The 21,652-nt window shown below is 67.8% G+C and carries 24 protein-coding genes; 14 read left to right on the forward strand and 10 right to left on the reverse strand.

What is annotated here, in order from left to right; translation table 11 throughout:
- Window positions 1-137 precede the first annotated feature (137 nt).
- Window positions 138-476, forward strand: a complete 339-nt coding sequence (locus EV580_RS16575; RefSeq protein ID WP_165934468.1) for a DUF732 domain-containing protein — start codon at window positions 138-140, stop codon at window positions 474-476.
- A 6-nt stretch (window positions 477-482) separates the two neighbouring features.
- On the forward strand, window positions 483-938 hold the full coding sequence (locus EV580_RS16580; RefSeq protein WP_133692316.1) for an SRPBCC family protein: 456 nt from the start codon (window positions 483-485) through the stop codon (window positions 936-938).
- Here EV580_RS16580 and EV580_RS16585 read toward each other — a convergent pair.
- From EV580_RS16585 to EV580_RS16610, 6 genes are read right to left on the reverse strand one after another with little or no spacing between them, the layout of a single operon-like run.
- Window positions 935-1,675, reverse strand: a complete 741-nt coding sequence (locus tag EV580_RS16585; protein ID WP_133692317.1) for an SDR family NAD(P)-dependent oxidoreductase — start codon at window positions 1,673-1,675, stop codon at window positions 935-937. The two genes, EV580_RS16580 and EV580_RS16585, sit on opposite strands and share 4 nt — an antisense overlap.
- A gap of 21 nt (window positions 1,676-1,696) precedes the next feature.
- Window positions 1,697-2,146 (reverse strand): hypothetical protein, encoded by a 450-nt coding sequence (locus EV580_RS16590; protein ID WP_133692318.1) that lies wholly within the window; start codon window positions 2,144-2,146, stop codon window positions 1,697-1,699.
- Between the two features lie 12 nt (window positions 2,147-2,158).
- Window positions 2,159-3,751, reverse strand: a complete 1,593-nt coding sequence (locus tag EV580_RS16595) for an ABC transporter ATP-binding protein (RefSeq protein WP_133692319.1) — start codon at window positions 3,749-3,751, stop codon at window positions 2,159-2,161.
- Entirely contained in the window at window positions 3,748-4,605 is an 858-nt protein-coding gene (locus EV580_RS16600; RefSeq protein ID WP_133692320.1) for an ABC transporter permease, read from the reverse strand. The genes EV580_RS16595 and EV580_RS16600 overlap by 4 nt, the downstream gene beginning before the upstream one ends.
- The gene (locus EV580_RS16605; protein WP_133692321.1) at window positions 4,602-5,546 is read right to left on the reverse strand and encodes an ABC transporter permease; all 945 of its coding nucleotides are present in this window, start codon (window positions 5,544-5,546) and stop codon (window positions 4,602-4,604) included. Before EV580_RS16605 ends, EV580_RS16600 begins: the two co-directional genes overlap by 4 nt.
- Complete coding sequence (locus EV580_RS16610; RefSeq protein ID WP_133692322.1) at window positions 5,543-7,069, reverse strand: ABC transporter substrate-binding protein; 1,527 nt, start codon at window positions 7,067-7,069, stop codon at window positions 5,543-5,545. Before EV580_RS16610 ends, EV580_RS16605 begins: the two co-directional genes overlap by 4 nt.
- Before the next feature lie 80 nt (window positions 7,070-7,149).
- Here EV580_RS16610 and EV580_RS16615 point away from each other — a divergent pair, with 80 nt between their 5' ends.
- From EV580_RS16615 to EV580_RS16650, 8 genes are read left to right on the forward strand one after another with little or no spacing between them, the layout of a single operon-like run.
- The gene (locus EV580_RS16615) at window positions 7,150-7,716 is read left to right on the forward strand and encodes a hypothetical protein (RefSeq protein WP_133692323.1); all 567 of its coding nucleotides are present in this window, start codon (window positions 7,150-7,152) and stop codon (window positions 7,714-7,716) included.
- Between the two features lie 55 nt (window positions 7,717-7,771).
- Window positions 7,772-9,292 (forward strand): phytoene desaturase family protein, encoded by a 1,521-nt coding sequence (gene crtI, locus EV580_RS16620; protein WP_133693095.1) that lies wholly within the window; start codon window positions 7,772-7,774, stop codon window positions 9,290-9,292.
- Window positions 9,289-10,221 carry a phytoene/squalene synthase family protein gene (locus EV580_RS16625; RefSeq protein WP_133692324.1) on the forward strand — a complete coding sequence of 311 codons (933 nt, stop codon included), beginning with the start codon at window positions 9,289-9,291 and terminating at the stop codon, window positions 10,219-10,221. Before crtI ends, EV580_RS16625 begins: the two co-directional genes overlap by 4 nt.
- Window positions 10,221-10,544, forward strand: coding sequence for a lycopene cyclase domain-containing protein (locus EV580_RS16630; RefSeq protein WP_133692325.1), 324 nt, complete (start codon window positions 10,221-10,223; stop codon window positions 10,542-10,544). The genes EV580_RS16625 and EV580_RS16630 overlap by 1 nt, the downstream gene beginning before the upstream one ends.
- Entirely contained in the window at window positions 10,541-10,870 is a 330-nt protein-coding gene (locus EV580_RS16635; protein WP_133692326.1) for a lycopene cyclase domain-containing protein, read from the forward strand. The genes EV580_RS16630 and EV580_RS16635 overlap by 4 nt, the downstream gene beginning before the upstream one ends.
- Window positions 10,861-11,562: a class I SAM-dependent methyltransferase gene (locus tag EV580_RS16640; protein ID WP_133692327.1), complete on the forward strand. Its 702-nt coding sequence runs from the start codon at window positions 10,861-10,863 to the stop codon at window positions 11,560-11,562. Before EV580_RS16635 ends, EV580_RS16640 begins: the two co-directional genes overlap by 10 nt.
- Window positions 11,559-13,094: an FAD-dependent oxidoreductase gene (locus tag EV580_RS16645; RefSeq protein ID WP_133692328.1), complete on the forward strand. Its 1,536-nt coding sequence runs from the start codon at window positions 11,559-11,561 to the stop codon at window positions 13,092-13,094. The genes EV580_RS16640 and EV580_RS16645 overlap by 4 nt, the downstream gene beginning before the upstream one ends.
- Window positions 13,091-14,104, forward strand: a complete 1,014-nt coding sequence (locus EV580_RS16650) for a Rieske (2Fe-2S) protein (protein ID WP_133692329.1) — start codon at window positions 13,091-13,093, stop codon at window positions 14,102-14,104. The genes EV580_RS16645 and EV580_RS16650 overlap by 4 nt, the downstream gene beginning before the upstream one ends.
- Here the strand turns inward: EV580_RS16650 and EV580_RS16655 are convergent.
- Complete coding sequence (locus EV580_RS16655) at window positions 14,101-15,036, reverse strand: NADP-dependent oxidoreductase (RefSeq protein ID WP_133692330.1); 936 nt, start codon at window positions 15,034-15,036, stop codon at window positions 14,101-14,103. The genes EV580_RS16650 and EV580_RS16655 overlap by 4 nt on opposite strands.
- Window positions 15,037-15,127: 91 nt before the next feature.
- On the opposite strand from EV580_RS16655, the gene EV580_RS16660 reads away from it, so the two are divergent.
- The 3 genes from EV580_RS16660 (at window position 15,128) to EV580_RS16670 (ending at window position 18,564) form a co-directional block, all read left to right on the forward strand.
- Entirely contained in the window at window positions 15,128-15,622 is a 495-nt protein-coding gene (locus EV580_RS16660; protein WP_133692331.1) for a MarR family winged helix-turn-helix transcriptional regulator, read from the forward strand.
- Window positions 15,623-15,666: 44 nt separating this feature from the next.
- Complete coding sequence (locus EV580_RS16665; protein WP_133692332.1) at window positions 15,667-16,737, forward strand: NAD(P)H-dependent amine dehydrogenase family protein; 1,071 nt, start codon at window positions 15,667-15,669, stop codon at window positions 16,735-16,737.
- Between the two features lie 93 nt (window positions 16,738-16,830).
- Window positions 16,831-18,564 carry an Hsp70 family protein gene (locus EV580_RS16670; protein ID WP_133692333.1) on the forward strand — a complete coding sequence of 578 codons (1,734 nt, stop codon included), beginning with the start codon at window positions 16,831-16,833 and terminating at the stop codon, window positions 18,562-18,564.
- Here EV580_RS16670 and EV580_RS16675 read toward each other — a convergent pair.
- The 3 genes from EV580_RS16675 to EV580_RS16685 are packed head-to-tail and all read right to left on the reverse strand — an operon-like array spanning window position 18,556 to window position 20,902.
- Window positions 18,556-19,668 carry a class I SAM-dependent methyltransferase gene (locus tag EV580_RS16675; RefSeq protein ID WP_133692334.1) on the reverse strand — a complete coding sequence of 371 codons (1,113 nt, stop codon included), beginning with the start codon at window positions 19,666-19,668 and terminating at the stop codon, window positions 18,556-18,558. The genes EV580_RS16670 and EV580_RS16675 overlap by 9 nt on opposite strands.
- A 1-nt stretch (window position 19,669) precedes the next feature.
- Window positions 19,670-19,909, reverse strand: a complete 240-nt coding sequence (locus EV580_RS16680) for a Loki-CTERM sorting domain-containing protein (RefSeq protein ID WP_133692335.1) — start codon at window positions 19,907-19,909, stop codon at window positions 19,670-19,672.
- Between the two features lie 45 nt (window positions 19,910-19,954).
- Window positions 19,955-20,902, reverse strand: coding sequence for an SDR family oxidoreductase (locus EV580_RS16685; protein WP_133692336.1), 948 nt, complete (start codon window positions 20,900-20,902; stop codon window positions 19,955-19,957).
- Window positions 20,903-20,967: 65 nt separating this feature from the next.
- Here EV580_RS16685 and EV580_RS16690 point away from each other — a divergent pair, with 65 nt between their 5' ends.
- Entirely contained in the window at window positions 20,968-21,642 is a 675-nt protein-coding gene (locus EV580_RS16690) for a TetR/AcrR family transcriptional regulator (RefSeq protein ID WP_133692337.1), read from the forward strand.
- Window positions 21,643-21,652: the final 10 nt, after the last annotated feature.

Consider the following 21,652-nt stretch of genomic DNA (forward strand, 5'->3'; position numbering starts at 1 on the left):
GGGTAGCTCCGAGATTCGATTCCCGTCGGGCAATCGTGGGTGAGGTCACATCCTTGTGCAATGTGACCCACGCATCACGCCATCAATTGTGCGGGATGCCTCTTGCGACAGTGTTTAGCTGTCCTACAATCTTGGCCATGAACGTTACGAGGCTTGCCATGGCCGCCATTGCGGCCGTCGCGGCGCCGATCGTCCTGGCCGCGCCGTCGCACGCCGATCCCGACACCGATTTCGCCAATCAGCTGCACACCTTCGGGATCTACGGGCCTCGCGACTACAACGCCTGGATCGGCAAGATCACCTGCAAGCGACTGGCCACCGGCTTGGACAAGGACACCTACGCGTCCGCCAAGTTCATCCTGACCAACCTGCCGCTGAACAGCACCCAGGGCCAGGCGATCCAGTTCCTCGGCGCGGCGATCGCCACGTACTGCCCGGATCAGGTCGGCGTTCTGCAGCGGGCGGCCGTTCAGTAGTTCGCCATGGCCGGCCCTGTCGATCGGGTTCTCGCGCAGGATGTGCCCGGCATGCCCGACGACGTTCGGGCTCACTACGTCGATCTGAACAACATCAGGGACGTTCACCCGCTCGTGGTGTCCGTCGAGACCCTGTCGCGTACCGATACCGGCGACGGCTATGTCCAGGTCTACCGGGTCCGTGACCGCATCCCGCTGGGGCCGTTGACCCTGCCGACCACCTATACCGCCCGGTTGGAGGTGCCGTCGGCAGGCCCGGTGCTCACCGAGGCCCGCCAGTTCCCGGCGGTCCGGCTGGACTCGGTGGTGTCCTTCGACCCGATACCGACCGGGACCCGGCTGACCGAACGGATCCGGTTCACCGCGCCGTGGCCGCTGCTGGCCATCACCGTGCGCCAGGCGGTCGAAGCCCACAGGGAGATGCTGGACGGTATCCGCAGGCACTTCGAGGCGGTCGGCTAGCCCGCGGTCTTGCCGTTGTCGACGTTGTACACGGCGCCGTGGATGGTGACCGCGTCGTCACTGGCCAGGAAGGCGATCACCTTCGCCACATCGGCGGGCGCCATCATCCCGCGCGGCGCAGCGATCCGCATGATCAGGTTCCAGTCGGCGTCATCGGGCGTCTTGAAGTCGGTGACCTGCGGGGTGAGCATTCCGCCCGGGCAGATCACGTTCACCCGCAGTTGCTCTTTGGTGTACTCGATCGCCAGCGCCTTGGTCATCCCGACCAGTCCGTGCTTGGCAGCGCAGTACGCCGACGAATACACCTCGCCCTCGATACCCGCGATCGAGGCCACGTTGACGATGTTGCCGCCGGCTTCCAACAGGTGCGGCAGTGCGGCCCGGATCAAGTAGAACGGCCCGTTGAGGTTGACGGCGAGGTCGTAATCCCAGTCCTCGTCGGTGACCGATGCGGTGTGCCGCATCTGGTGAAAGCCCGCGGCGTTCACCAATACGTCGAGCCGGCCGAACCGTTCGACGCACGCGGCGACCGCGTCGCGGCAGGCCTGCGCGCTGGTGATGTCGACCGACGCGTACCCGCCGCCGGGAACGGTCTCGAATACCGTCGCCATTCGGTCGGCATCCCGCGCGATGCCGAACACCGTGGCTCCTCGTTCGGCGAACAATTGCGCGGTCGCGGCCCCCAGGCCCGACGACGCTCCCGTCACCAAGGCGACTTTCCCGTCCAGCTGTGTCATTGCCCGACCCTTTCTGGTGGGCTAGACGTGTACGTCCCTCAGTCCCACCGCGTTACGCAGTCCCGAGCAGTTGTAGCACCCAACGCACCCGACGCAGTCGGTACATCTCACACAGCCGACACACGCCGTGCAGCGCTGGCAGGCGACGCAGGCAAGACAGGCCACGCACTTGCGCAACCGCACCGACAGAACCGAGAGCACGCTGCCGACGATGAGGGCACTGCCCGCGGTGGCGACCGACCCGACGACGAGGGCGCTGCCCGCGGTCGCGATGGAGCCGACGATCGCCGCACTGCCCGCGGTGGCGATCGAGGCGTTGACCGCCGCGCTGCCGCTGGTGGCGATGGATCCGGCGACGACGGCGCTGCCGGTGGTCGAGACCGAGCCGGCCACCACGACGCTGTCGGTGGTGTCGATCGAGCCGGCCACTGCGTTCGGTTCGGGGCGTTCGATGACGGCGAGTGTTTTCACACCGAGAGCATGTCAGCTCACGCGCGGTCGCGCCGGTGGTACGGCGGCAAGCAGCATGCGGGTGTACTCCTGCTCGGGCGCGGCGAGAAGGTCGGCGGCGGGCCGGTATTCGACCATGGCCCCGTCCCGCAGCACCAGGACCTCGTGGCTCATCCGTTCCACCACCGCCAGGTCGTGGGCGATGAACAGGTAGGTCAGCCCCAGCTCGCGTTGGAGAGCGGTCAGCAGATCCAGGACCCTGGCCTGGACCGAGACGTCCAGGGATGCCGTGGCTTCGTCGAGGATCACCAGCTCCGGCTCGACCGCCAGCGCGCGGGCGATGCTGACCCGCTGGCGCTGGCCGCCGGAGAGTTCGTGGGGATAGCGCGACGCGAACTCGACGGGCAGCCCGACCAGGTCCAGCAGCTCGGCGACCCGTTCGGTCCTGGCCTGGCGGTCGGGCCGGATCTTGTGCACGGCAAGGGGTTCGGTGATTGCCGCGCCGACGCGGGCCCGCGGGTCCAGTGCCGAGAACGGGTCCTGCAGGACGAGGCTGATCCGCCGTCGCAACGCCTTCTCGGCGCCACCGCGCACCCCGAAGATGTCCGTGCCATCCAGCGTGGCCGTGCCAGCCTTCGGCGTGACCAGTCCGGTCAGCGCACCGGCCACTGTCGATTTGCCCGAACCGGATTCGCCGACCAGACCCAGGGTGGTCCCGCGCCGGATCTGGAATGTCAGATCCTTCACGGCCCGCGTCCCGTCGAACTCGACATCGAGCGCCGCGACATCGAGCAGCACCGGGGCATCGGCCGGGGCCGGTTGCGGACCGCCGGCCCCGAGGAGCGGACGGGCATCCAGTAGCTGACGGGTGTAGGGCTCGCGCGGCCGGTCGAACACCTCGATGATCGGTGCCTGTTCCACGGCGAGACCGTCGTGCATCACCGCGACGGTGTCGGCCACCTGGCCCACCAGACCGAGGTCGTGGCTGATCCACACGACGGCGGCACCGAAATCTCGCTGGAGATCCTTGATCAGGTCGACGATCTGCGCCTGGGTGGTCACGTCCAGTGCGGTGGTCGGTTCGTCGGCGACGAGCAGTTCGGGGTTGCAGGCCAACGCGATTGCCACCATGACGCGTTGCCGCTGCCCGCCGGACAGCTGGTGCGGGTAGCTGTCCAGGCGCCGCTGCGGGTCGGGCAGCCCGACGGCCTCGAGCAGTTCGGCGGCTCGTTGCCGGGCCTGCCTGCGGGTGAAGTTGCGATGCGCCTGCAGCGATTCGGTGATCTGGCGCTCCAGGGTGAGCAGTGGGTTGAGCGAGGTGCCGGGGTCTTGGAAGACGAACCCGATCCGGCCGCCGTGCACGCCGCGCAGCACCCGGGGCTTCGCACCCACCAGCTGGGTGGTGCCCGAATCTCCTTTGCCGGCAAGCTCACTGGAGCCCGTGCTCACAGCGCCGGGGGTGTCGAGCAGCCCGGTCGCCGCCAGTGCCGTCATGGTCTTGCCCGACCCGGATTCCCCGACGATGCCCAGTGTCTGCTCGGGCTCGACGTCGAAGGATACGCCTCGCACGATCTCTCGCCGCCCGATCCGTACCCGCAGATCCCGCACACTCAGCACCGGTGTCATCGGCCGCGCCCCGCTTCGGTGGACGTGCGCTGTTTGGGGTCCAGCACATCGCGCAACCCGTCGCCCAGCAGATTGAACGCCAGCACGATCACGAAGATCGCCGCGCCGGGCACCACCGCCACCCACCATGCCAGCGTCACGAAACCCTGTGCGTCGAAGATCATCCGGCCCAACGAGGGTTGCGGTGGTTGCAGGCCCAGCCCCAGAAACGACAGTGCCGCCTCCGACAGAATCGCGAACGCCAGTGAGAGCGAGGTCTGCACGATCAGTGGCCCGGTGATGTTCGGTAGCACATGGCGGACGAGGATGTAGCGGTGCGGGCTGCCCATCGAACGGGACACCGCGACATAGGGTTCGACCCGAACGCCCAAAGTGCTGGCCCTGGCCACCCTGGCGAAGATCGGGGTGTAGACGATACCGATCGCCAGCATTGTCGTGCTCAGGCCGGGGCCGAGGATGGCCACGATGGCCAACGCCAGCAACAGAACTGGAAAGGCGAACATCACATCGACGCACCGCATGACGACGGTATCCAGCCAGCCGCCGCGATAGCCGGCGACCAGTCCCACGGTAACCCCGACGACCAACGCGAACGCGACACTGACGGCGGCCACCTGCAGTGAGGCCCGGGTGGCGACCAGCACCCGGGAGGCGATATCACGGCCCAGCTCGTCGGTGCCGAACCAGTGCGCTGCGCTGGGTGGTTGCAAGGCGTTCGGCACGTCGACGTCGTTGACCCCGGCCGGTGCCAGCCAATGGGCCCCGAGCGCGGCCACGATGATGGCCAGTAACAGCACGGCGCTCAGCGCGGTGACCGGATTACCAAGCAGCAGACGCCAATTCGACTGCCTCATGATAACCGGATCCGCGGATCGACCACCGCGTACAGGACGTCCACCACGAGGTTGATGAGCAGGAACAGCACCGCGATCAGCAGCACCGCGCCCTGGATCACCGGGTAGTCGCGCGCCGCGACAGCGTTGAAGGTCAATCGGCCCAGCCCGGGCCAGGCGAAGACCACCTCGACGACGATGACGCCGCCGAGGATCGTCGCCAGTTGGATGCCGGTGATGGTCAGCACCGGAACCAGAGCATTGCGCACAATGTGTCGCGACGTGACGACAACGGGGGCAAGCCCTTTGGAGCGGGCGGTGCGCACGTAGCCCGCCGCGGCCACCTCGAGCACGGCGGAGCGGACATAGCGGGTCATGATCGCGCCGGCCACCAGCCCGACGGTCAGCCCGGGCAGCACGATGTGCCGAAGCCAGCCGCCGGGGTCGTGCAGCAGCGGCCGGTAGCCGGACGTCGGTAACCAGCCCAGGGTCGACGCGAACAGCCCGATCAGCAGGATGCCCATCCAGAAATCGGGTATCGACACCCCGAATTGACTTGTCACCCGGACGATCCCGTCCCCGATGCGGCCGCGGTGCAATGCCGAGTAGATCCCGGCGGGCAGCGCGATGGCCAATGCGATCAGGATGCCCACCAGCGCCAGCGACACCGTGGCCGGTAGCCGTTCCAGCAAGGTGGCGGTCACCGGATCGCCGTTGCGGAAGCTCACTCCGAGATCACCGGTGAATGCCGAACCGGCATAGGAGAAGAACTGTTCGAGAAGTGGCCGGTCCAGGCCACTGGCCGAGCGCAGTGCGTCGTAGGCCTCCGGTGTGTAGCGCGTGCCCAGCGCGATGCGCACCGGATCACCGGGCACCAGGTGCACCAGTGCGAACACCACGACAAGGACACCGAGCAGCACCACCGCCGAGTACAGCACGCGGCGAAGCAGGAACCGGATCATGCCGCGCCTCCCGTCGTCAGCTGGGCGGTGCGGAAGCGGACCGCGCCGTCCCGGCGGGCCTCGTAGCCGGTCAGATTCGTCGTCCAGCCCTGGATGACCGACGGGTTGTACAAGAAGATGTAGCTTGCCTTGTCGGCGATGATCGTCGCGGCCCTGGCGTAATCATCCTGCCGGGCAGGCCGATTGATCTCGGTGCGGGCGGCGTCGAGTAACTGGTCGACTTCGGCGTCGGAGAACTTCTGGGCGTTGCTCGTGCCCCCGGTGTGGTGTTGGGCGTAGTAGAAATCGTCGGGGTCGATATTGCCCAGCCAGCCCATCATCAACATGTCGAAATGGCCGGTGTTCTGTTCGTCGAGCCACGTCGCGAAGTCGACGGTGCGAATGTTCACCGTGATGCCCACGGCCGCAAGGTTGTCGGCGATGATCTGCGCGGCGGTGACCGTCTCCGGGTACTCGCTGGTGACCAGCATGTCCAGGTTCTGGTGGTCGACCCCCGCCTCTCGCAGGAGGTCCTTCGCGCGTCCGGCATCGTGACGGTACCGGTCGTAAGGGGCGTACCACGGGTTACCCTGCGGAATTGCAAGCTGATTCGCGGTGGCCGTGCCGTAACTGGTGGCCTGCACGATTGCGTCACGGTCGATCCCGTAGGCGATCGCCTGGCGGACGCGCACATCGTTCCAGGGCTTGCGTGCCTCGTTGAGCGCCAGATACCAGTAGTCGTTGCCCGGGGTGACCGCCAGGTGGATCGAATCGTCGCCCTTCAACTGCTCGACCCGCTGCGGCGGAATCGCGTCGGTCCAATCGATTTCACCGGCCTGCAGTGCCGACAGCGCCGTCGACGGTTCGGAGATGAAGCGGAACGTGACGCCTGGAACTTTCGGTGCCCCTGCCCAGTAGTTCTTGTTCGCGGTCAAGGTGATCGAGTCACCGCTCTTACGGTCGGCGAAGGCGAACGGGCCGGTGCCCACCGGATGTGTTGCGATCTGCCCACTTTCGACATTGCGGCGTTGCACGATCGCCATACCTTTGAATCCGCCGAGGTTGGTGAGAAGGTTCGGTGTCGGCCGCGCCAGCGCGACGATGACGGTGCCCGGATCCGGTGCGCTGACATCGCGAACGGCACTGAGCTTGTCGTTGTTGGCCAGCTTCTCGTCGATGATCCGGCGGTACGAGTACACGACGTCGCTCGCGCCGAATGCGGAGCCGTCATGCCAGGTGACGCCGGGACGCAGCCGAAAGGTCCAGGTGAGCTGGTCGGGAGAGACCTGCCAGGACTGGGCGAGCGCGGGTCGCATCTCAAGGTTGTCGTCGGGCTCGACGAGCGTGTCGAACACGTTCTCCAAGACCTCGAACGAGAAATAGGCGGTGCTCTTCTGCGGGTCGAGCTGATCGGGTTCGCCCGCGATCGCCGCGGTCAGATTGCCCGCCGATTGCCCGCCCAGATCTACCCGCTGACCCGTCGAACACGCCGCCAGAAACAGAAGAAGCACGAGGGCAGCGGTCGATACCGCTGGTCTTCTCATCGCCGAACGAGTTTCCCGAACCGTTGATCTCCTAAACGCCCAGCTGCGATAATCGGCGCGGGTCAGGGTCCGGAGGGGACATGGTTACCGTAATTCGCTCGCTGGCCGCGGCGGTTCTGTTCATCGGCGCTGCGGTGGGTCTGGCCGTACCCGCGGCCGCTGACCAGCCGATGGAAGGCAGCTATACCTATTCCGAAGCGGGCCTGCCGTCGGCCACCTGGACGTTCTCGCCGACCTGCGTACCGGTATGTCCGGTCAGCAGCCCCGAGTGCACCAGGCCGTTCGGAGCGGGCGGTCCGTCCGGCTGCACCCTGCACATGTCCAGCTTCACGCCCGCGCAGGGCAACCGTGACGAGCGGGAGATGAACTTCGGCGGCACCGCGCGCATCGTGAACGGGATGTGGGGCCTGACCACCCCGCGCCCCGAGGGGGTGCGGTGCCCGGATGGCAGCTACGCACTGTCGACCGACACCTTCGCGTTCGACGACGCTACGTTGTCCGGCACCCACACCGTCACCTGGACCCCGCAGTGCGGTATGCCTGCCGGGATGACCAAAACGCCCTTCACCTTGTCGTTCCTCGCGCCGCTCGATGCGCCCGTGACGCGCTACCCACTGCAATGCAACCAATTCGGTGTCTGCCGCTGAGGCCTGATTGCGGCGGCGCTCGGCGGGGTATCGCCACCGGGTGCCCGCCAGACTGATGCGTACCGTGACGGGCGCCGCCGACCACGTCGTCGTGGTCGGTGCGGGCTTGTCCGGGCTCTCGGCCGCGCTGCAGCTGGCGGGCCGTGGCCGTTCGGTCACCGTCGTGGAGCGCTACCCGTTCCCGGGCGGTCGGATGGGCCAGGCCGATATCGCGGGCCACCGCATCGACACCGGTCCGACGGTGCTGACGATGCCCGACATCATCGACGAGGCATTCGCCGCGGTCGGCGCGTCGATGGCCGAGCATCTCGACCTGATGCCCGTCGAACCCGCATACCGGGCGACCTTCGCCGACGGCAGTGCACTGGACGTGCATCCCGATCGCGCCACCATGGTCGCGGCGATCGAGGCCTTCGCCGGGCCCGATCAGGCGGCCGGATATCTACGGCTGCGCGACTGGCTGACCCAGCTCTACCGGCTGGAGTTCGACGGGTTCATCGCCGCGAACTTCGCCTCACCGCTGTCGCTACTGACCCCGCAGCTGGCGCGCCTGGCCGCCATCGGCGGCTTCCGCGGGTGGGAACGGATGGTCAGCCGGTTCGTCACCGACGAACGACTGCAGCGGATCTTCACCTTTCAGGCCCTCTACGCCGGCGTCCCGCCCCAGCGCGCACTTGCCGCCTATGCGGTGATCGCCTACATGGACACCGTTGCCGGCGTGTACTTTCCGCGCGGTGGCATGCGTGCGGTGCCTGAGGCGATGGCTGCGGCCGCCGCCGCTGCGGGCGTGCGATTCCGGTACGGGGCGACGGTGACCGCGCTGGAGCGTGCCGGCTCGCGGGTGACCGCCGTGCGCACCGAAACCGACCGAATAGCCTGTGATGCAGTCGTTCTCACCACCGAACTGCCCTTGACCTACCAATTACTCGGGCGCACTCCGAGGCGGCCGGTCGCGATGCGGCCCGCTCCGTCGGCGGTCGTCGCCCATGTCAGCGTGCCGCAGGTGGGGGAGCGGCTCGCGCACCACAACATCAGCTTCGGCGGCAAGTGGGCGGGCACGTTCGACGAGATCATCCGCGACGGGGTGCTGATGAGCGATCCCTCGCTGCTCGTGACACGGCCGACCGCAGGGGATCCGAGCCTCGCCCCGCCGGGCCGGGACCTGCTCTACATCCTTGCTCCGGCGCCGAATCTCAAAGTGGGCGTGGTCGATTGGAATTCCGTCGGCGAGAGCTACGCGCAGGAAGTGGTGGCCACCGCCGCCGCGCGGCTGCTCCCGGGAGTCGACACCGAGATACTCGATGTCGTCACTCCGGCGGACTGGGCGCGCCAGGGCATGGCCGCGGGCACCCCGTTCGCGCTGGCTCACACATTCGCCCAGACCGGTCCGTTCCGGCCCGCCAACATGATTCGCGGTATCGACAACGCGGTGCTGGCCGGCGGGTCGACCGTGCCTGGTGTCGGTATGCCCACCGCCCTCATCTCCGGGCGGTTGGCTGCCGACCGTGTCACCGGAGCCGTCGTCAACCGCTCGGCCAAGAGCACCATCGTCAGCTCCGGAAGCAGGTCGCGATGATCCACACCGAACTACACGCCGCGGGTATCGACGATCCGCAACTGTGCGAGTCCTACCGCTGCTGCCGCCGCCTGAACGCCGAGCACGGCAGAACCTATTTCCTGGCCACCCGGCTGCTGGCGCCGTCGCAGCGGCCCGCGGTGCACGCGCTGTACGGGTTCGCCCGCTACGCCGACGACATCCTCGACGACATGGACGACGATGCCAGCACGGCCGAACGTGAGCAGCGGCTGGATCGGTTGTCGGCCAACTTCTTCAGCGGCACGGTCGACCAGACCGAGCCGGTGCTGGCCGCCGTGCTGCACACCGCCCGCACCTACCGGATACCTCTGGACCTGTTCGACGACTTTCTCACGTCGATGCGCATGGACCTGACCATCACCGACTATCCCGACCGTGCGGCCCTGAACCGCTATATGCGCGGGTCGGCGGCCGTGATCGGCCTGGAGATGCTGCCGATTCTCGGGACGGTCGGATCCGAGGACGAGGCCGCCCCGTATGCCGAGGCACTGGGCCAGGCCTTCCAGCTGACCAACTTTCTGCGCGACGTCGACGAGGACCTCGAACGCAACCGGGTCTACCTGCCCGCCGACGAACTGGCCGCGTTCGATGTGGACCGCGACGTGCTCACCTGGTGCCACCAAAACCGGCAGACCGATCCCAAGGTGCGTCGCGCGCTGGCCGCCCAGCACGACATCGCCCGCGCGGTCTACCGAGAAGCCCGCAAGGGGATCGCGTTGCTGGCCCCGCAGTCGAGACCCTGTGTGGCAACGGCATTCACGCTGTACTCGGAGATTCTCGATCGCATCGAGGCCATCGACTTCGCGGTGTTCAGCCAGCGGGCGTCGGTGAGCGTCGGGCGGCGCCTGCAGGTCTTCGTCTCCGGTTTGATCCGGGCCCGTAAGGCCCGCGGATACGGTGTGCTCTGATGGATCGCTGGCAGTACCTGATCGTGCTCGGCGCCTGCCTGCTGATCACCGCGCCGTTGGAGATCTTCGGGTCCGGGGTGTACCGCCAACCGGTGCGGCTGCTGTTGTCGGTCGTCCCTGTGGCGGTGGTGTTCGTGGTGTGGGACGCGATCGCGATCGCGGGGGGAGTGTGGACCTACAACCCGCGCTATATCAGCGGGATCGACGTCGGGTTCTCGATCCCGTTGGAGGAGTTGCTGTTCTTCCTCGTGATCCCGGTGTGCGGCCTGCTGACCTATTCGGCGGTCAGCGCGATCCTCGGCACGCTGCGAGGCCGCCGATGAGCGGTCTCGGGTACACCCTGCCTGCCGTCGTCGCGGTTATCTCCGTCGTCGCGCTCGAACTGGCGGTCCTACGCACGGGGCTGTTCGGCAAGGTCGAGTACTGGATCTCGATCGGAATCGTGGTGGCATTCCAGATCGTCGTCGACGGCTGGCTGACCAAACTCTCGGCGCCGATCGTCATCTACAACGAGCAGCACAGCAGCGGTGTCCGGTTCCCGTGGGACATCCCGGTGGAGGACTTCCTGTTCGGCTGGGCCATGGTCACCGCGGTGCTGCTGCTGTGGGAGAAGCAACGCCCCACCAACCGGGACCAGCCATGGCGATAGACGTCCCCAGCGCCTTCGACGTCGGCGCCCACGCCTACGACGCGTTGGTCGGGGCGAACCCCGGCTATCACGACCACCTGCGAATTTCCGCACGGCGCATGCGAATTCCGAACAGGGGTGCCGGGCTGCGGCTGCTGGATGCCGGCTGTGGGACCGGTGCGTCGACGGCTGCGCTGCTGGCGGTGGCCCCACACGCCGAGATCATCGCCGTCGACGCCTCGGCGGGCATGCTGGCCGAGGCGGCCGCGAAGTCGTGGCCTGACACCGTCCGCTTTGTGCACAGCCCGATCGAAAACATCGCCGACGCGGGCGTGCACGGGCCGTTCGACGGCATCTTCGCCGCGTATCTGTTGCGCAATCTCACTGATCCCGATGCGCAACTGCGCGAGTTTCACCGGCTTCTGCGCCCCGGCGGGACACTGGCCGTGCACGAGTACTCGGTGCGGGATTCACGTGCCGCGACGGCAATCTGGAATGCGGTCTGCTGGGGCATCATCATTCCGTCGGGCTGGCGGCAGACCAGGGACACCGCGCTCTACCGGCACCTGTGGCGCAGCGTCAACGGGTTCGACGGCGCCGGCGCGTTCCAACGCCGGCTGGTCGCAGCGGGTTTCACCGGCGTACACAGCGAGACGATGGGCGGTTGGCAGCGCGATATCGTGCACACCTTCCTGGCGGACACACCGCGATGATCGACGGCCGTCGTGTCACACATCCAGCGCCAGACGGGGCGCCGCATGCCAGGACGTTGCCGCGCAAACCGCACGTCGTGGTCGTGGGGGCGGGTATCGCAGGTCTGGCAGCGACCACCGGGCTCGCCGAACGTGGTGTCTCCGTTGAACTTCTGGAACGTCAGGAGTACCTCGGTGGGCGCGTCGGCGGCTGGACCGATCAGCTCAGCGATGGTACGCGCGTGGCGAACAACCGTGGCTTCCACGCGTTCTTCCGCCAGTACTACAACCTGCGTGCGCTGTTGCGTCGTGCCGACCCCGATCTCGAGCGGCTGCGGGCCGTCGAGGACTACCCGCTGGTCGATGCGCACGGTCGGCGCGACACCTTCCGCGGACTGCCCAAAACCCCGCCCTGGAACGCGCTGGCCTTCGCGCTGCGCAGCCCGACCTTCCGGATACGGGACCTGGTGCGGCTCAACGCCGTTGCGGCCGCGCCGCTCGCCGCGGTGTCGGTGCCTGACATCTATACCCGGCTCGACGACCTCGACGCCGAGACGTTCCTGACCGACATCAACTTTCCGGTGGCCGCCCGCCACCTTGCGTTCGAGGTGTTCGCGCGCAGTTTCTTCGCCAGACCCGAGCGGCTCTCGGCGGCGGAGCTGGCCACTATGTTCCACATCTACTTCCTGGGTTCCAGCGAAGGTCTGGTGTTCGATGTGGCCGAGTCGAACTTCGACACCGCCCTGTGGGAACCATTGGGCCAGTATCTGATCGGGCAGCGGGTGCGGTTGCGCACCGAGGTGTCCGCGGAATCGGTCAGCATCGGTGGAACCCGAGGTTTGCGGGTCCATGACTCGACAGGGGGCACCATCGACGCCGACGGTGTGGTGCTGGCCACCGACACCACGGCACTGCAACAGATCGTGGCCGCGTCACCGGGGCTGGGCGACGACGGCTGGCGCAGGCAGGTGTGGCGGATGCGGACCGCGCCGCCCTTTGCCGTGCAGCGACTCTGGCTGGATCGGCCGGTCGACTCCGACCGTCCGGCGTTCCTCGGCACCGGCGGTCTCGACCCCGTCGACAACATCAGCGTGGTCAGCAACTACGAATCTCAGGCCGCGGAATGGGCTCGCGCACACAACGGTTCGGTCATCGAAGTGCATTCTTATTCGGTCGGCGAGCCGCCGGACGCCGACGACCTGCGGCAGCGCATGCTGGCGCGCCTGCATCAGCTCTATCCGGAGACCGCCTCGGCGGGCATCGTGGGGGAGACGATGATGATCCGCGACGACTGCCCGCTGTTCAGTCCTGGCACCTTCGCCGACCGCCCGACGGTGGACACCCCGGTCGACGGTTTGCTCCTGGCCGGCGACGGCATCCGCATCGACCTGCCGGTGGCATTGATGGAGCGGGCCGCCACCACCGGATGGTCGGCGGCCAACCGGCTACTGGCCACCTTCGGACTCGGCGGGCACACCCTGCACACCGTTCCGGTGCGGGGCCGATCGCCGGTATTGCGCTGGCTGGCCGGCCTGGACAGGCGCGCGTCATGACCCTGCGATCACGGATGAAAACGATTCCGCTGCAGGTCATCCCGAAAGCGGTCTGGGCACGCCAGCGGCCCACCTATCAGGATGCGCAGCCCGCACTGATCCAGTCGGCACTCAAGCGGGCCGAGGCACGGCCCAGCGGCAACTGGTATGTCTTCGGTGCCAGCACTGACGTTCGCGCCGGTCGGCCGTTCGGCACCCGGGTCGGCGGGCGGGAGATCGTGGCCTGGCGCGATCAGCAGAGTGGGTTGCACGTCGGGCCGGCGGCCTGTCCCCATCTCGGCGCCGATCTGGCGACCGGAAAGGTCAACGGCGGCAGCCTTATCTGCCCCTGGCACGGCCTGCGCCTGGACGGTGGCCGTGAGTTCGGCTGGAAGCCCCGGAAGCCCTGGAAACCATTGCCCGCCTTCGACGACGGAGTGCTGGTGTGGGTCCGGCTCGACGCTGTCGGCGGGGAGCCGGTGCTGGACGCCCCGGTGATTCCGGCCCGGCCCACCGGCGCGCGGCTGGCTGCGGTGGCCAGGCTCGAGGGGGTATGCGAGCCGTCCGACATCATCGCCAACCGGCTCGACCCCTGGCATGGCGCCTGGTTCCATCCGTACTCGTTCACCCAGCTCGAGGTGCTCAGTGCACCGGCGGTCGACGCAGGCGAGGATGCCGACCGGTTCCTGGTGGCGGTCACCTTCCGAATGGGGCGCCTCGGTGTTCCGGTGATCGCCGAATTCACCGCACCCGAACCGCGGACCGTCGTCATGCGGATCGTCGACGGTGAGGGTGCCGGCAGCGTCGTCGAAACCCACGCGACCCCGCTGGGGCCGGGACCGGACGGCCGCCCGAGGACCGCGGTGATCGAGGCCGTCGTCGCCCAATCCGACCGGACCGGCTTCCGCCGCTCACTGCGCGCGGCACCGCTGATCACTCCGTTGATGCGTCTCGCGGCCACCCGGCTGTGGCGAGACGATCTGGCCTACGCCGAGCGTCTGTTCACCTTGCGCGAGAACAGATCCGGCTAGTCAACGGTCAGGATCGTCTTACCGGGCAGGCGGCCCGCGTCGGCGTCGGCGTGCACGATGGCGATCTCGGACAGGGGCCGGCGATCGGCGACGTCGATCCGCAGTTGCCCGGCATCCACCCGGTCGACCAACGTCGCGAGCTGTGCGGCGTCGCTGCGGACGAACACCCGCTGTGCCCTCACCCCGCGCACGGGAGTCTCAGGCCCGGACGTCATCGTGCCGATGTAGTGCCCGCCGTCGGCAACCATGTCGGCCAGTGCCTCGGTCTCCTCGGGTGCTGTGCTGATCAGATTGAGCACCACGTCAAATGGCGCTCCCTCGACGACCGGGGTCGCCGAATAGTCGAGGTATCCGATAAGCCGATCGGCTCCGTAATCTTCCAACCGCTCGGTGGCACCAGGTTTGGCAGTCGCGGTGACGACGGCGCCGGCGTGCTTGGCGAGCTGGACCGCATAGCCGCCGACCGCGCCGCCCGCACCGTTGATCAAGACAGTCTGCCCGGCCGTTAATCCGGCCACCTCGAACAGGGCCTGCAAGGCCGTGAGACCTACCGTCGGCAGTGCGGCAGAATCAGCCAGCGGCACCGACTTCGGGGCCGTAGCCAAGACCTCGGCCGGCGCCAGCACGAACTCGGCGGCCGCACCGCGCGCGGTCATCGGCAGCAATCCGACGACCGCATCGCCGATCTGCCACCGGCTGACGCCTTCGCCGATTTCGGCGATCGTGCCCGCCACATCGATGCCCGGCACATGCGGGAAGGCGATCGGGAAAACGTCCGAGAGGTAACCGCCGCGGATGCCGGCGTCGACGGGGTTAAACGATGTCCCGGCGACGCGCACCAGAACCTGACCGCGTGCCGGCACGGGCCGTTCGATGTCGTCGTACTGCAGAACGTCGCTGTCGCCGTAGCGGTGGTAGAGCGCTGCCTTCATGATGTCTCCTAGTCCTAGTGCTTCGAAGTCGAAGCAGTTACACGGTCTGCAACATGCTTCGAATTCGAAACATTCCCACTACGATGGGTGGATGGCCAAGGCACTCCAGCCCTCACAGATGCGCACGTACTTCGCCTTCACCGAGGCGGCCAGCCTGCTCCAGTACGCCGTGCAACAGCAGCTGCGGGCCGACGGCGGCTTGAGCTACGTCCAATTCGAGATTCTGGCCAAGCTCGTCGACGCCGACCGGCCGCTGACGATGACCGAACTGGCCGACGGGGTGGTTTACAGCCGCAGTGGCCTGACCCACCAGGCCGGACTTCTCGAAGCCGACGGCCTCATCACCCGGAAGGCGAGCGGCGTCGACCAGCGTTCCACCGTCGTCGAGATCACCAAGGCGGGCCGGGCCCGAGTCGCCACGGTGCTGCCCGGCCATATCGACGTCGTGCGCGGCCTGCTGTTCGCGCCGCTGTCCGATCAGGATGTGCGGGCCCTCGGCGACATCATGAGTCGGGTACGGAACCACATGCGCGACAGGCCGCCTCGCTCCGCCGCCGCACGGAAGGGCAGGGCGTCCGACCACTGAGACAACCGCCCTACCTCGCGCGACACCGCGCCTAGGCTGCGTCCATGGCGAAGCGAATCGTGATCTGGGGTACGGGTTTTGTCGGCCGGATGGTCATTCCTGAGGTCCTGGCGCACCCGGAGTTCGAGCTGGTCGGGGTCGGCGTCAGCAATCCCAAGAAGGTCGGTGTCGATGTCGGGACGATCTGCGATATCCCCGAGGTCGGACTTGCGGCCACCGACGATGTCGACGCGCTGATCGCGCTGAAGCCCGACGCCCTGGTGCACTACGGGCCGACCGCGGCGCACGCCGACGCCAACATCGACCTGATCTCCCGGTTCCTGCGGGCAGGCATCGACGTGTGCTCGACCGCGATGACGCCGTGGGTGTGGCCGAAGATGCACCTGAACCCGCCGAACTGGATCGACCCGATCACCCAGGCCTGTGAGGCCGGCCAGTCGTCGTGCTTCACCACCGGCATCGACCCCGGCTTCGCCAACGACCTGTTCCCGATGACTCTGATGGGCCTGGCTTCGCAGGTGAAGCTGGTCCGCGCCTCGGAGCTGCTGGACTACACGAATTACGAGGGCGACTACGAATTCGAGATGGGCATCGGGCGCGAACCCGAGTTCAAGCCGCTGCTGGAGAACTCCGACATCCTGGTGTTCGCCTGGGGTGCGACGGTGCCGATGATCGCCTACGCCGCCGGTATCGAGCTCGACGAGATCACCACGACCTGGGAGAAGTGGGTGACCCCGACCGAGCGCAAGACGGTCAAGGGCGTCATCCCGGCGGGCAACGTCGCGGCCGTCCGGTTCACCATCAACGGCGTCTATCAGGGCGAGACCCGGATCCAGCTGGAGCACGTCAACCGCATCGGCCAGGACGCCGCGCCGGACTGGCCGTCGGGCACCCAGGACGACGTCTACCGAGTCGACATCCAGGGCACTCCCAGCATCTTCCAAGAGACCGCGTTCCGGTTCACCGACGGCTCTGGGCGGGACGCCGCGACGGCGGGCTGTTTGTCCACTGGCCTGCGCGCTCTCAACGCTGTACCGGCCGTCAACGACCTCCCGCCGGGGTGGGTCACCCCACTGGATCTGCCCCTGATTCCGGGCCGCGGCACCATTCGCTGAGTAACGTCCTGCCGTTTCGGATCGACAAATTTTGTGAATCCGTAGACGGCTCTGGGGCCTGCCCGCATGCCGCGGGAGCCCGGATTGGACGACATGACAGACCCAACGAGGCCGGCGGTCGGCCTGTCGGTCGGTGCCACCACATTGGCCGCGGTCACACCCGACAACTCGGTCACTCGACCGCCCGTGGTGACGTTGCCGGGCGGCGTGGTGATCACCGACTTCGTCGACCGCGTCGGTGACCCGGTCGGCATCGTCGCCTCCGACGGCTCGGTGCACCACGCGGAGAGTTTGCTCGCCGACTCACTGCGGGGGCTCGCGTACGCCGCCACCGGTGGACGGCCGCTGCCGCCGACCGCGGCCATCACCTATCCCGCACACTGGCGGCCCGCTGCCGTCGAGGCGCTGCGCCGCGCTGTCCGGCAGATTCCGGAGTGGTCGGCCGACGAGCCGCTGCTGATCCCCGATTCCGCCGCCGCGCTGACCGCGCTGGCCGCCAATCCGGGCCTGCCGACCCGCGGTGTCGTCGCCCTGTGCGATTTCGGTGGCAGTGGCACGTCGGTGACACTCGTCGATGGCTCGCAACAGATCGCGCCGACGCTGCGGCACCACGACTTCTCGGGAGATCTCGTCGACCAGGGGCTGCTGGCCCATGTGGTCGCCGAGCTGTCGGCCGGCGGGAGCCTGGACGTCACCGGCACGTCGGCGATCGGGTCGCTGACCCGGCTGCGCGCCCAGTGCCGGGAGGCCAAGGAGCGGCTGTCGACCGTCACGGTCACCGCGCTGCCCGCCGAACTGCCCAACTTCCGCGGTGACGTGCGGCTCACCCGCACCGAACTGGACGACGCCATGGCACGTCCGCTCGCCGACTTCGTCGCCGTCCTGCGGGACACCATGGAACGGTCCGGGGTGCGACCTGCCGACCTCGCGGCCGTCGCATCGATCGGCGGCGGTGCCGCCATCCCGGTGATCACCACGACCCTGTCCGAGCACCTGCGGGTTCCGGTGATCACCACCCCGCGCCCGGCCTTCACCGGCGTCATCGGCGCCGCACTGCGTGCCGCGCGGGGCCCGGCCGACGATAGCGCCACCGCGATGGCGCAGGCGCCGGTGGTGCTCGCGGCACCCGTCGCCCCGATCGAACAGGGGCCGGCCACCGGCGCCGCCCTGGCGTGGTCCGAGGCGCCCGATATGCCAGACCTCGCGCCATTGGCCGAGCCGATGCCTGCTTCGGCGGCGCCGCCCAGCGCCCGCCCGATGATGGAGTTCGAGCCGGAGCCCGCCGATCCGTCGACCACCGGCGACAAGGCCCCGGCCTGGTACCGGCGCCCCATGCCGGTGGTGGCAGCCGCGCTCGGTGTGATCGTGCTGGCCGGCGCCGGAACGGCGGTGGCACTGACCGCCGATAGCAGCGACGCCCCCATCACGCCGACGCCGAGCATCACCTCCACCCCGCAGGCCGCACCGGCGTCGCCCGCGCCCAGCGCCGACCCGTCGGCGGCGCCCGTACAGAACCAGGCCGTACAGCAGGCGCCGGCACCGGCGCCGCAGACCGTGTACCAACAGGCGCCCGCACCGGTGACGCAGACCCAGGTCGTGCAGGCGCCCCCGGTGACTGCCGACGCGCCGCCACCGCCGGCACCGGTCACCGAGACGCAGACGACGACCGTCGTCAGCACCGAGGTGTCCACGCCGCCGCCGGTCACCGAGACCCAGACCGTCGCCCCGTCGCAGCCCCCCCAGCAGCCGCGCTACATCCCGACGATTCCGCCGATCCCGACGATTCCCGGTCTGCCGCAGATCTTCATCCAGCCGCAGTCAGGCTGAGCGACGCCGCTTCTCCAGCACGACGATGGCCAGCGGAATCGACATCGGTGCGGGTGCGGCCGTCAGCTGAGCGGCGACCGAGGCCGTCAGATCGTCGACGAACTGCCGGCGCCGCTTACTGCGCCGGTCCCGGCCCCGGGTGGCGTCGGCGTCGACGTCGACCGCGGCGGCCAGCATCGGAAACATCGAAGCACGAAGGAACTCAGCCCAATTCGTGCCGAAGGCGCGTTCGTCGTTGTCGCTCTGATATTGCGTCCAGAACCGGTCTTCTCCGTTGATCGTCTCGAAGTGTTCGATCTCGAGGCCCTCGAATCGTCCCGACGGATGGAACGGCGCCCGGAAGGCCGCCTCGTCGCGCCCGGTCGACGGGATCGACATGCGGCGCATTTCGTCGGCGGTGATCAGGCCGTCGGCGACGAATTGGGCCAGTGCAGTCATGATCGCATCGAACGCGGGCTTGAATCCCGAGCCGCCGTCGGGTTCGAGGCCGACGGTCAGCACCACCATCCGGCCCCCGGGCGCGAGTTCGCGACCGCGGAAGGCGATGAAGTCGCGCCAGTCGGCGGCGGCTTGCCGGGCGTAAGCGCGGCGGGCCTCTTCGTCTGTGCTGTAGGAGATCTCGACGTGATCGGGAATCGGCGTGGGGATCTCGCGCAGCCAGTGGATGGCCCAGGACGTCCAGCCCAGCGAGATGGTGTCCGACGGCAGGATCTGTGAGTAGAACGAGCGGCCCACCACCGAGGCGAAGGTGGCGGAGTCCTTCTTGAGGTAGCTGTCCTGGTCGTCGGACAGGGTGGAGAACAACGTCGTGAAGTCGTTGCCGGGCACATCGGTGTGGGCGACCAGGATGGCGTGGTCGGTGCGGGTGCGCTTGCGGATGACCGCGATCGCGGCGCCGATCGGCAGCAGCGAGTTGTACCCCGTCGCGGCGCCGTAGTCGGCGATGGCGATCGGCTGCGGCGCCCGCGGGATGGCGACGTTGCGGGCGGCTTCTTCGAAAATGGCTGTGGCAGGACGTAATCCGGCTGCCTGCAGCCGGGAGGACTCGGTGTAGGTGTGGCTGCCGATCGGTATCGGGCGCACCACGATGCTGGACTCGCGCATGTCAGTTCCTGCGGCGGCGGTGCAGCAGCAGTCCGACCACGATGCCCACGACCAACATCGCGGTCAAGAGCAGCCACATCGGGTATTCGACGGTGATCCACAGGACGTGCACTCGCTGGCGGGTGCGGTTCTGGGCGATGAATATCGCGGCCAGCACCACCAGGGTGATCGCTACCCAGTAGCGCAGGGCGAAACGCCGCACCGCACCCCCGGCGGGCTTGGCGACTTCCTCTGGGGCCATGACAACCTCCCGTTATGTCAGGAGATTGACGCTAGTCGCTGTCGGCTAATTCGTCGGATAACTCACGCCGGTGAGCTGTTCGGATAGCTGCCACAACCGCCGGCAGTCCTCGGCGTTGGCGGCGCGCCCGGGGATCTTCGCTTCGGTGACTCCGCCGCCGGCCAGTTCCTGGAAGCCACGGGGGCCGTAGAACTCGGCGCCGCGGGCTTTCGGGTCGACGGCCGCGTACAGCACGGGAATGATGCCGTCATCGACCTCCTGCCACATGAATGGCATGTAGCGCCAGCTGAACTGGTAGAAGCGGGCCATCGCCGTCGGCTTCTCGCGGCCGTGCGAGGGTCCGCTGATCTGCAGATTGGTCTTGCACAGGCCGGGGTGCGCGGCGTTGGACATCAGGCCCCAGCCCTGTTGGCGGCTGCGCCGGTCGAGTTCGAGGGCGAACATCAGCGTCGCGATCTTGGACTGGCCGTAGGACAGGTTGGCCGAATAGGTGCGCTCGAAATTGGGATCGTCGAAGTTGATCTGACCGAAGCGGGCGGCCAGGCTGCTCAACGACACGACGCGCGGGTTGTCGGCGGCGCGCACCAGCGGCAGCAGGTGCGCGGTCAGGGCGAAGTGTCCCAGGTGATTACTGCCGAATTGCAGTTCGAACCCGTCGGCGGTCGTGTCGCGCTGCGGGGGCTGCATGACGCCGGCGTTGTTGACCAGGATGTCGATCGGGCGGCCTTCGGAATTCAGTTCCTCGCCGAGCGCGGCCACGCTGGCCAGCGACGAGAGGTCCAGATTCTTGATGGTCAGCTTGGCGTCGGGGACGTCGGCCCGGATGTCGGCGATCGCCGCCTCGCCTTTGGCGCGGTTGCGAATCGCCAGCACCACCTCGGCGCCGGCGGCGGCGAAACGCTTGGTGACGCCGAGGCCCAGCCCGCTGTTGGAGCCGGTGACGACGGCGAATTTCCCGGAGAGGTCGGGGATCGAGAGGGCTAGATCAGTCATGCCAGCGACGTTAACAGAACAACGGTCTGATAACAAGAGAACGGTGGTCTGCTAAATTGTCTGCTGTGACCTCGACGTTTCAGCGCGCCCGGCGACCCGAGCAGTTGGCCGCTCGGCGATCGGCGATTCTGACGGCGGCCCGCGAGGCGCTGGCCGAGCGTGGCGTCGACGAGGTCACGTTGCGCGATATCAGCGAGCGGGTCGGCTTGGCGAAGTCGAATGTGCTGCGCTACTTCGACACCCGGGAAGCGATCTTCCTGGAGGTGCTGGCCGAGGAGGGGCTGGCCTGGCTGGTCGATCTCGAAGAACGTCTGGGTCCGCCTGAGGCGCGAAAGCCCGGATTCGCCAATGAGATTCGATTCGCGGACATCATCACCGACACGCTCGTGGAGCGGCGCCTGCTGTGCGAACTGCTCGGCGCGATGGCGGGGATTCTGGAACGCAACATCTCCGGTGACTTCGCCCGTGACTTCAAGCTGCGCGCCATGCGGAGCATCGTGGCGTTGTCCGAGCTCACGGCCCGGCAGCTGCCGTGGCTGTCCGACGAATTCACGACGTTCTTCGGCGAAGGGGTGTCCGGCCTGGTGGCGGGCATGTATCCGTTCTCGGTACCCACCGAGCCGGTCCGCCAGGTGATGGCCGAGCTCGATTTCCCCGACCCGCACGAGCGGTTCGTCGACGGGCTGCGGACCGGGCTGACGACATGGCTGATAGGAGCCGCGGCACAAAGCCCGGCGTGACACACTTCCG

The organism is Mycobacterium sp. BK086, from assembly GCA_004362315.1.
GTDB lineage: Bacteria > Actinomycetota > Actinomycetes > Mycobacteriales > Mycobacteriaceae > Mycobacterium.

What these genes read in the sequence shown, in the direction of transcription:
- EV580_RS16635 (WP_133692326.1), top strand. Translation starts at nt 10,541, where the DNA reads ATGAGCGGTCTCGGGTACACCCTGCCTGCCGTCGTCGCGGTTATCTCC.
- EV580_RS16615 (WP_133692323.1), top strand. Translation starts at nt 7,150, where the DNA reads ATGGTTACCGTAATTCGCTCGCTGGCCGCGGCGGTTCTGTTCATCGGC.
- EV580_RS16605 (WP_133692321.1), bottom strand. Translation starts at nt 5,546, where the DNA reads ATGATCCGGTTCCTGCTTCGCCGCGTGCTGTACTCGGCGGTGGTGCTG.
- EV580_RS16595 (WP_133692319.1), bottom strand. Translation starts at nt 3,751, where the DNA reads ATGACACCGGTGCTGAGTGTGCGGGATCTGCGGGTACGGATCGGGCGG.
- EV580_RS16655 (WP_133692330.1), bottom strand. Translation starts at nt 15,036, where the DNA reads ATGAAGGCAGCGCTCTACCACCGCTACGGCGACAGCGACGTTCTGCAG.
- EV580_RS16660 (WP_133692331.1), top strand. Translation starts at nt 15,128, where the DNA reads ATGGCCAAGGCACTCCAGCCCTCACAGATGCGCACGTACTTCGCCTTC.
- EV580_RS16640 (WP_133692327.1), top strand. Translation starts at nt 10,861, where the DNA reads ATGGCGATAGACGTCCCCAGCGCCTTCGACGTCGGCGCCCACGCCTAC.
- EV580_RS16680 (WP_133692335.1), bottom strand. Translation starts at nt 19,909, where the DNA reads ATGGCCCCAGAGGAAGTCGCCAAGCCCGCCGGGGGTGCGGTGCGGCGT.
- EV580_RS16670 (WP_133692333.1), top strand. Translation starts at nt 16,831, where the DNA reads ATGACAGACCCAACGAGGCCGGCGGTCGGCCTGTCGGTCGGTGCCACC.
- EV580_RS16645 (WP_133692328.1), top strand. Translation starts at nt 11,559, where the DNA reads ATGATCGACGGCCGTCGTGTCACACATCCAGCGCCAGACGGGGCGCCG.
- EV580_RS16585 (WP_133692317.1), bottom strand. Translation starts at nt 1,675, where the DNA reads ATGACACAGCTGGACGGGAAAGTCGCCTTGGTGACGGGAGCGTCGTCG.
- EV580_RS16685 (WP_133692336.1), bottom strand. Translation starts at nt 20,902, where the DNA reads ATGACTGATCTAGCCCTCTCGATCCCCGACCTCTCCGGGAAATTCGCC.
- EV580_RS16630 (WP_133692325.1), top strand. Translation starts at nt 10,221, where the DNA reads ATGGATCGCTGGCAGTACCTGATCGTGCTCGGCGCCTGCCTGCTGATC.
- EV580_RS16580 (WP_133692316.1), top strand. Translation starts at nt 483, where the DNA reads ATGGCCGGCCCTGTCGATCGGGTTCTCGCGCAGGATGTGCCCGGCATG.
- EV580_RS16610 (WP_133692322.1), bottom strand. Translation starts at nt 7,069, where the DNA reads ATGAGAAGACCAGCGGTATCGACCGCTGCCCTCGTGCTTCTTCTGTTT.
- crtI (WP_133693095.1), top strand. Translation starts at nt 7,772, where the DNA reads ATGCGTACCGTGACGGGCGCCGCCGACCACGTCGTCGTGGTCGGTGCG.
- EV580_RS16575 (WP_165934468.1), top strand. Translation starts at nt 138, where the DNA reads ATGAACGTTACGAGGCTTGCCATGGCCGCCATTGCGGCCGTCGCGGCG.
- EV580_RS16675 (WP_133692334.1), bottom strand. Translation starts at nt 19,668, where the DNA reads ATGCGCGAGTCCAGCATCGTGGTGCGCCCGATACCGATCGGCAGCCAC.
- EV580_RS16665 (WP_133692332.1), top strand. Translation starts at nt 15,667, where the DNA reads ATGGCGAAGCGAATCGTGATCTGGGGTACGGGTTTTGTCGGCCGGATG.
- EV580_RS16650 (WP_133692329.1), top strand. Translation starts at nt 13,091, where the DNA reads ATGACCCTGCGATCACGGATGAAAACGATTCCGCTGCAGGTCATCCCG.
- EV580_RS16625 (WP_133692324.1), top strand. Translation starts at nt 9,289, where the DNA reads ATGATCCACACCGAACTACACGCCGCGGGTATCGACGATCCGCAACTG.
- EV580_RS16600 (WP_133692320.1), bottom strand. Translation starts at nt 4,605, where the DNA reads ATGAGGCAGTCGAATTGGCGTCTGCTGCTTGGTAATCCGGTCACCGCG.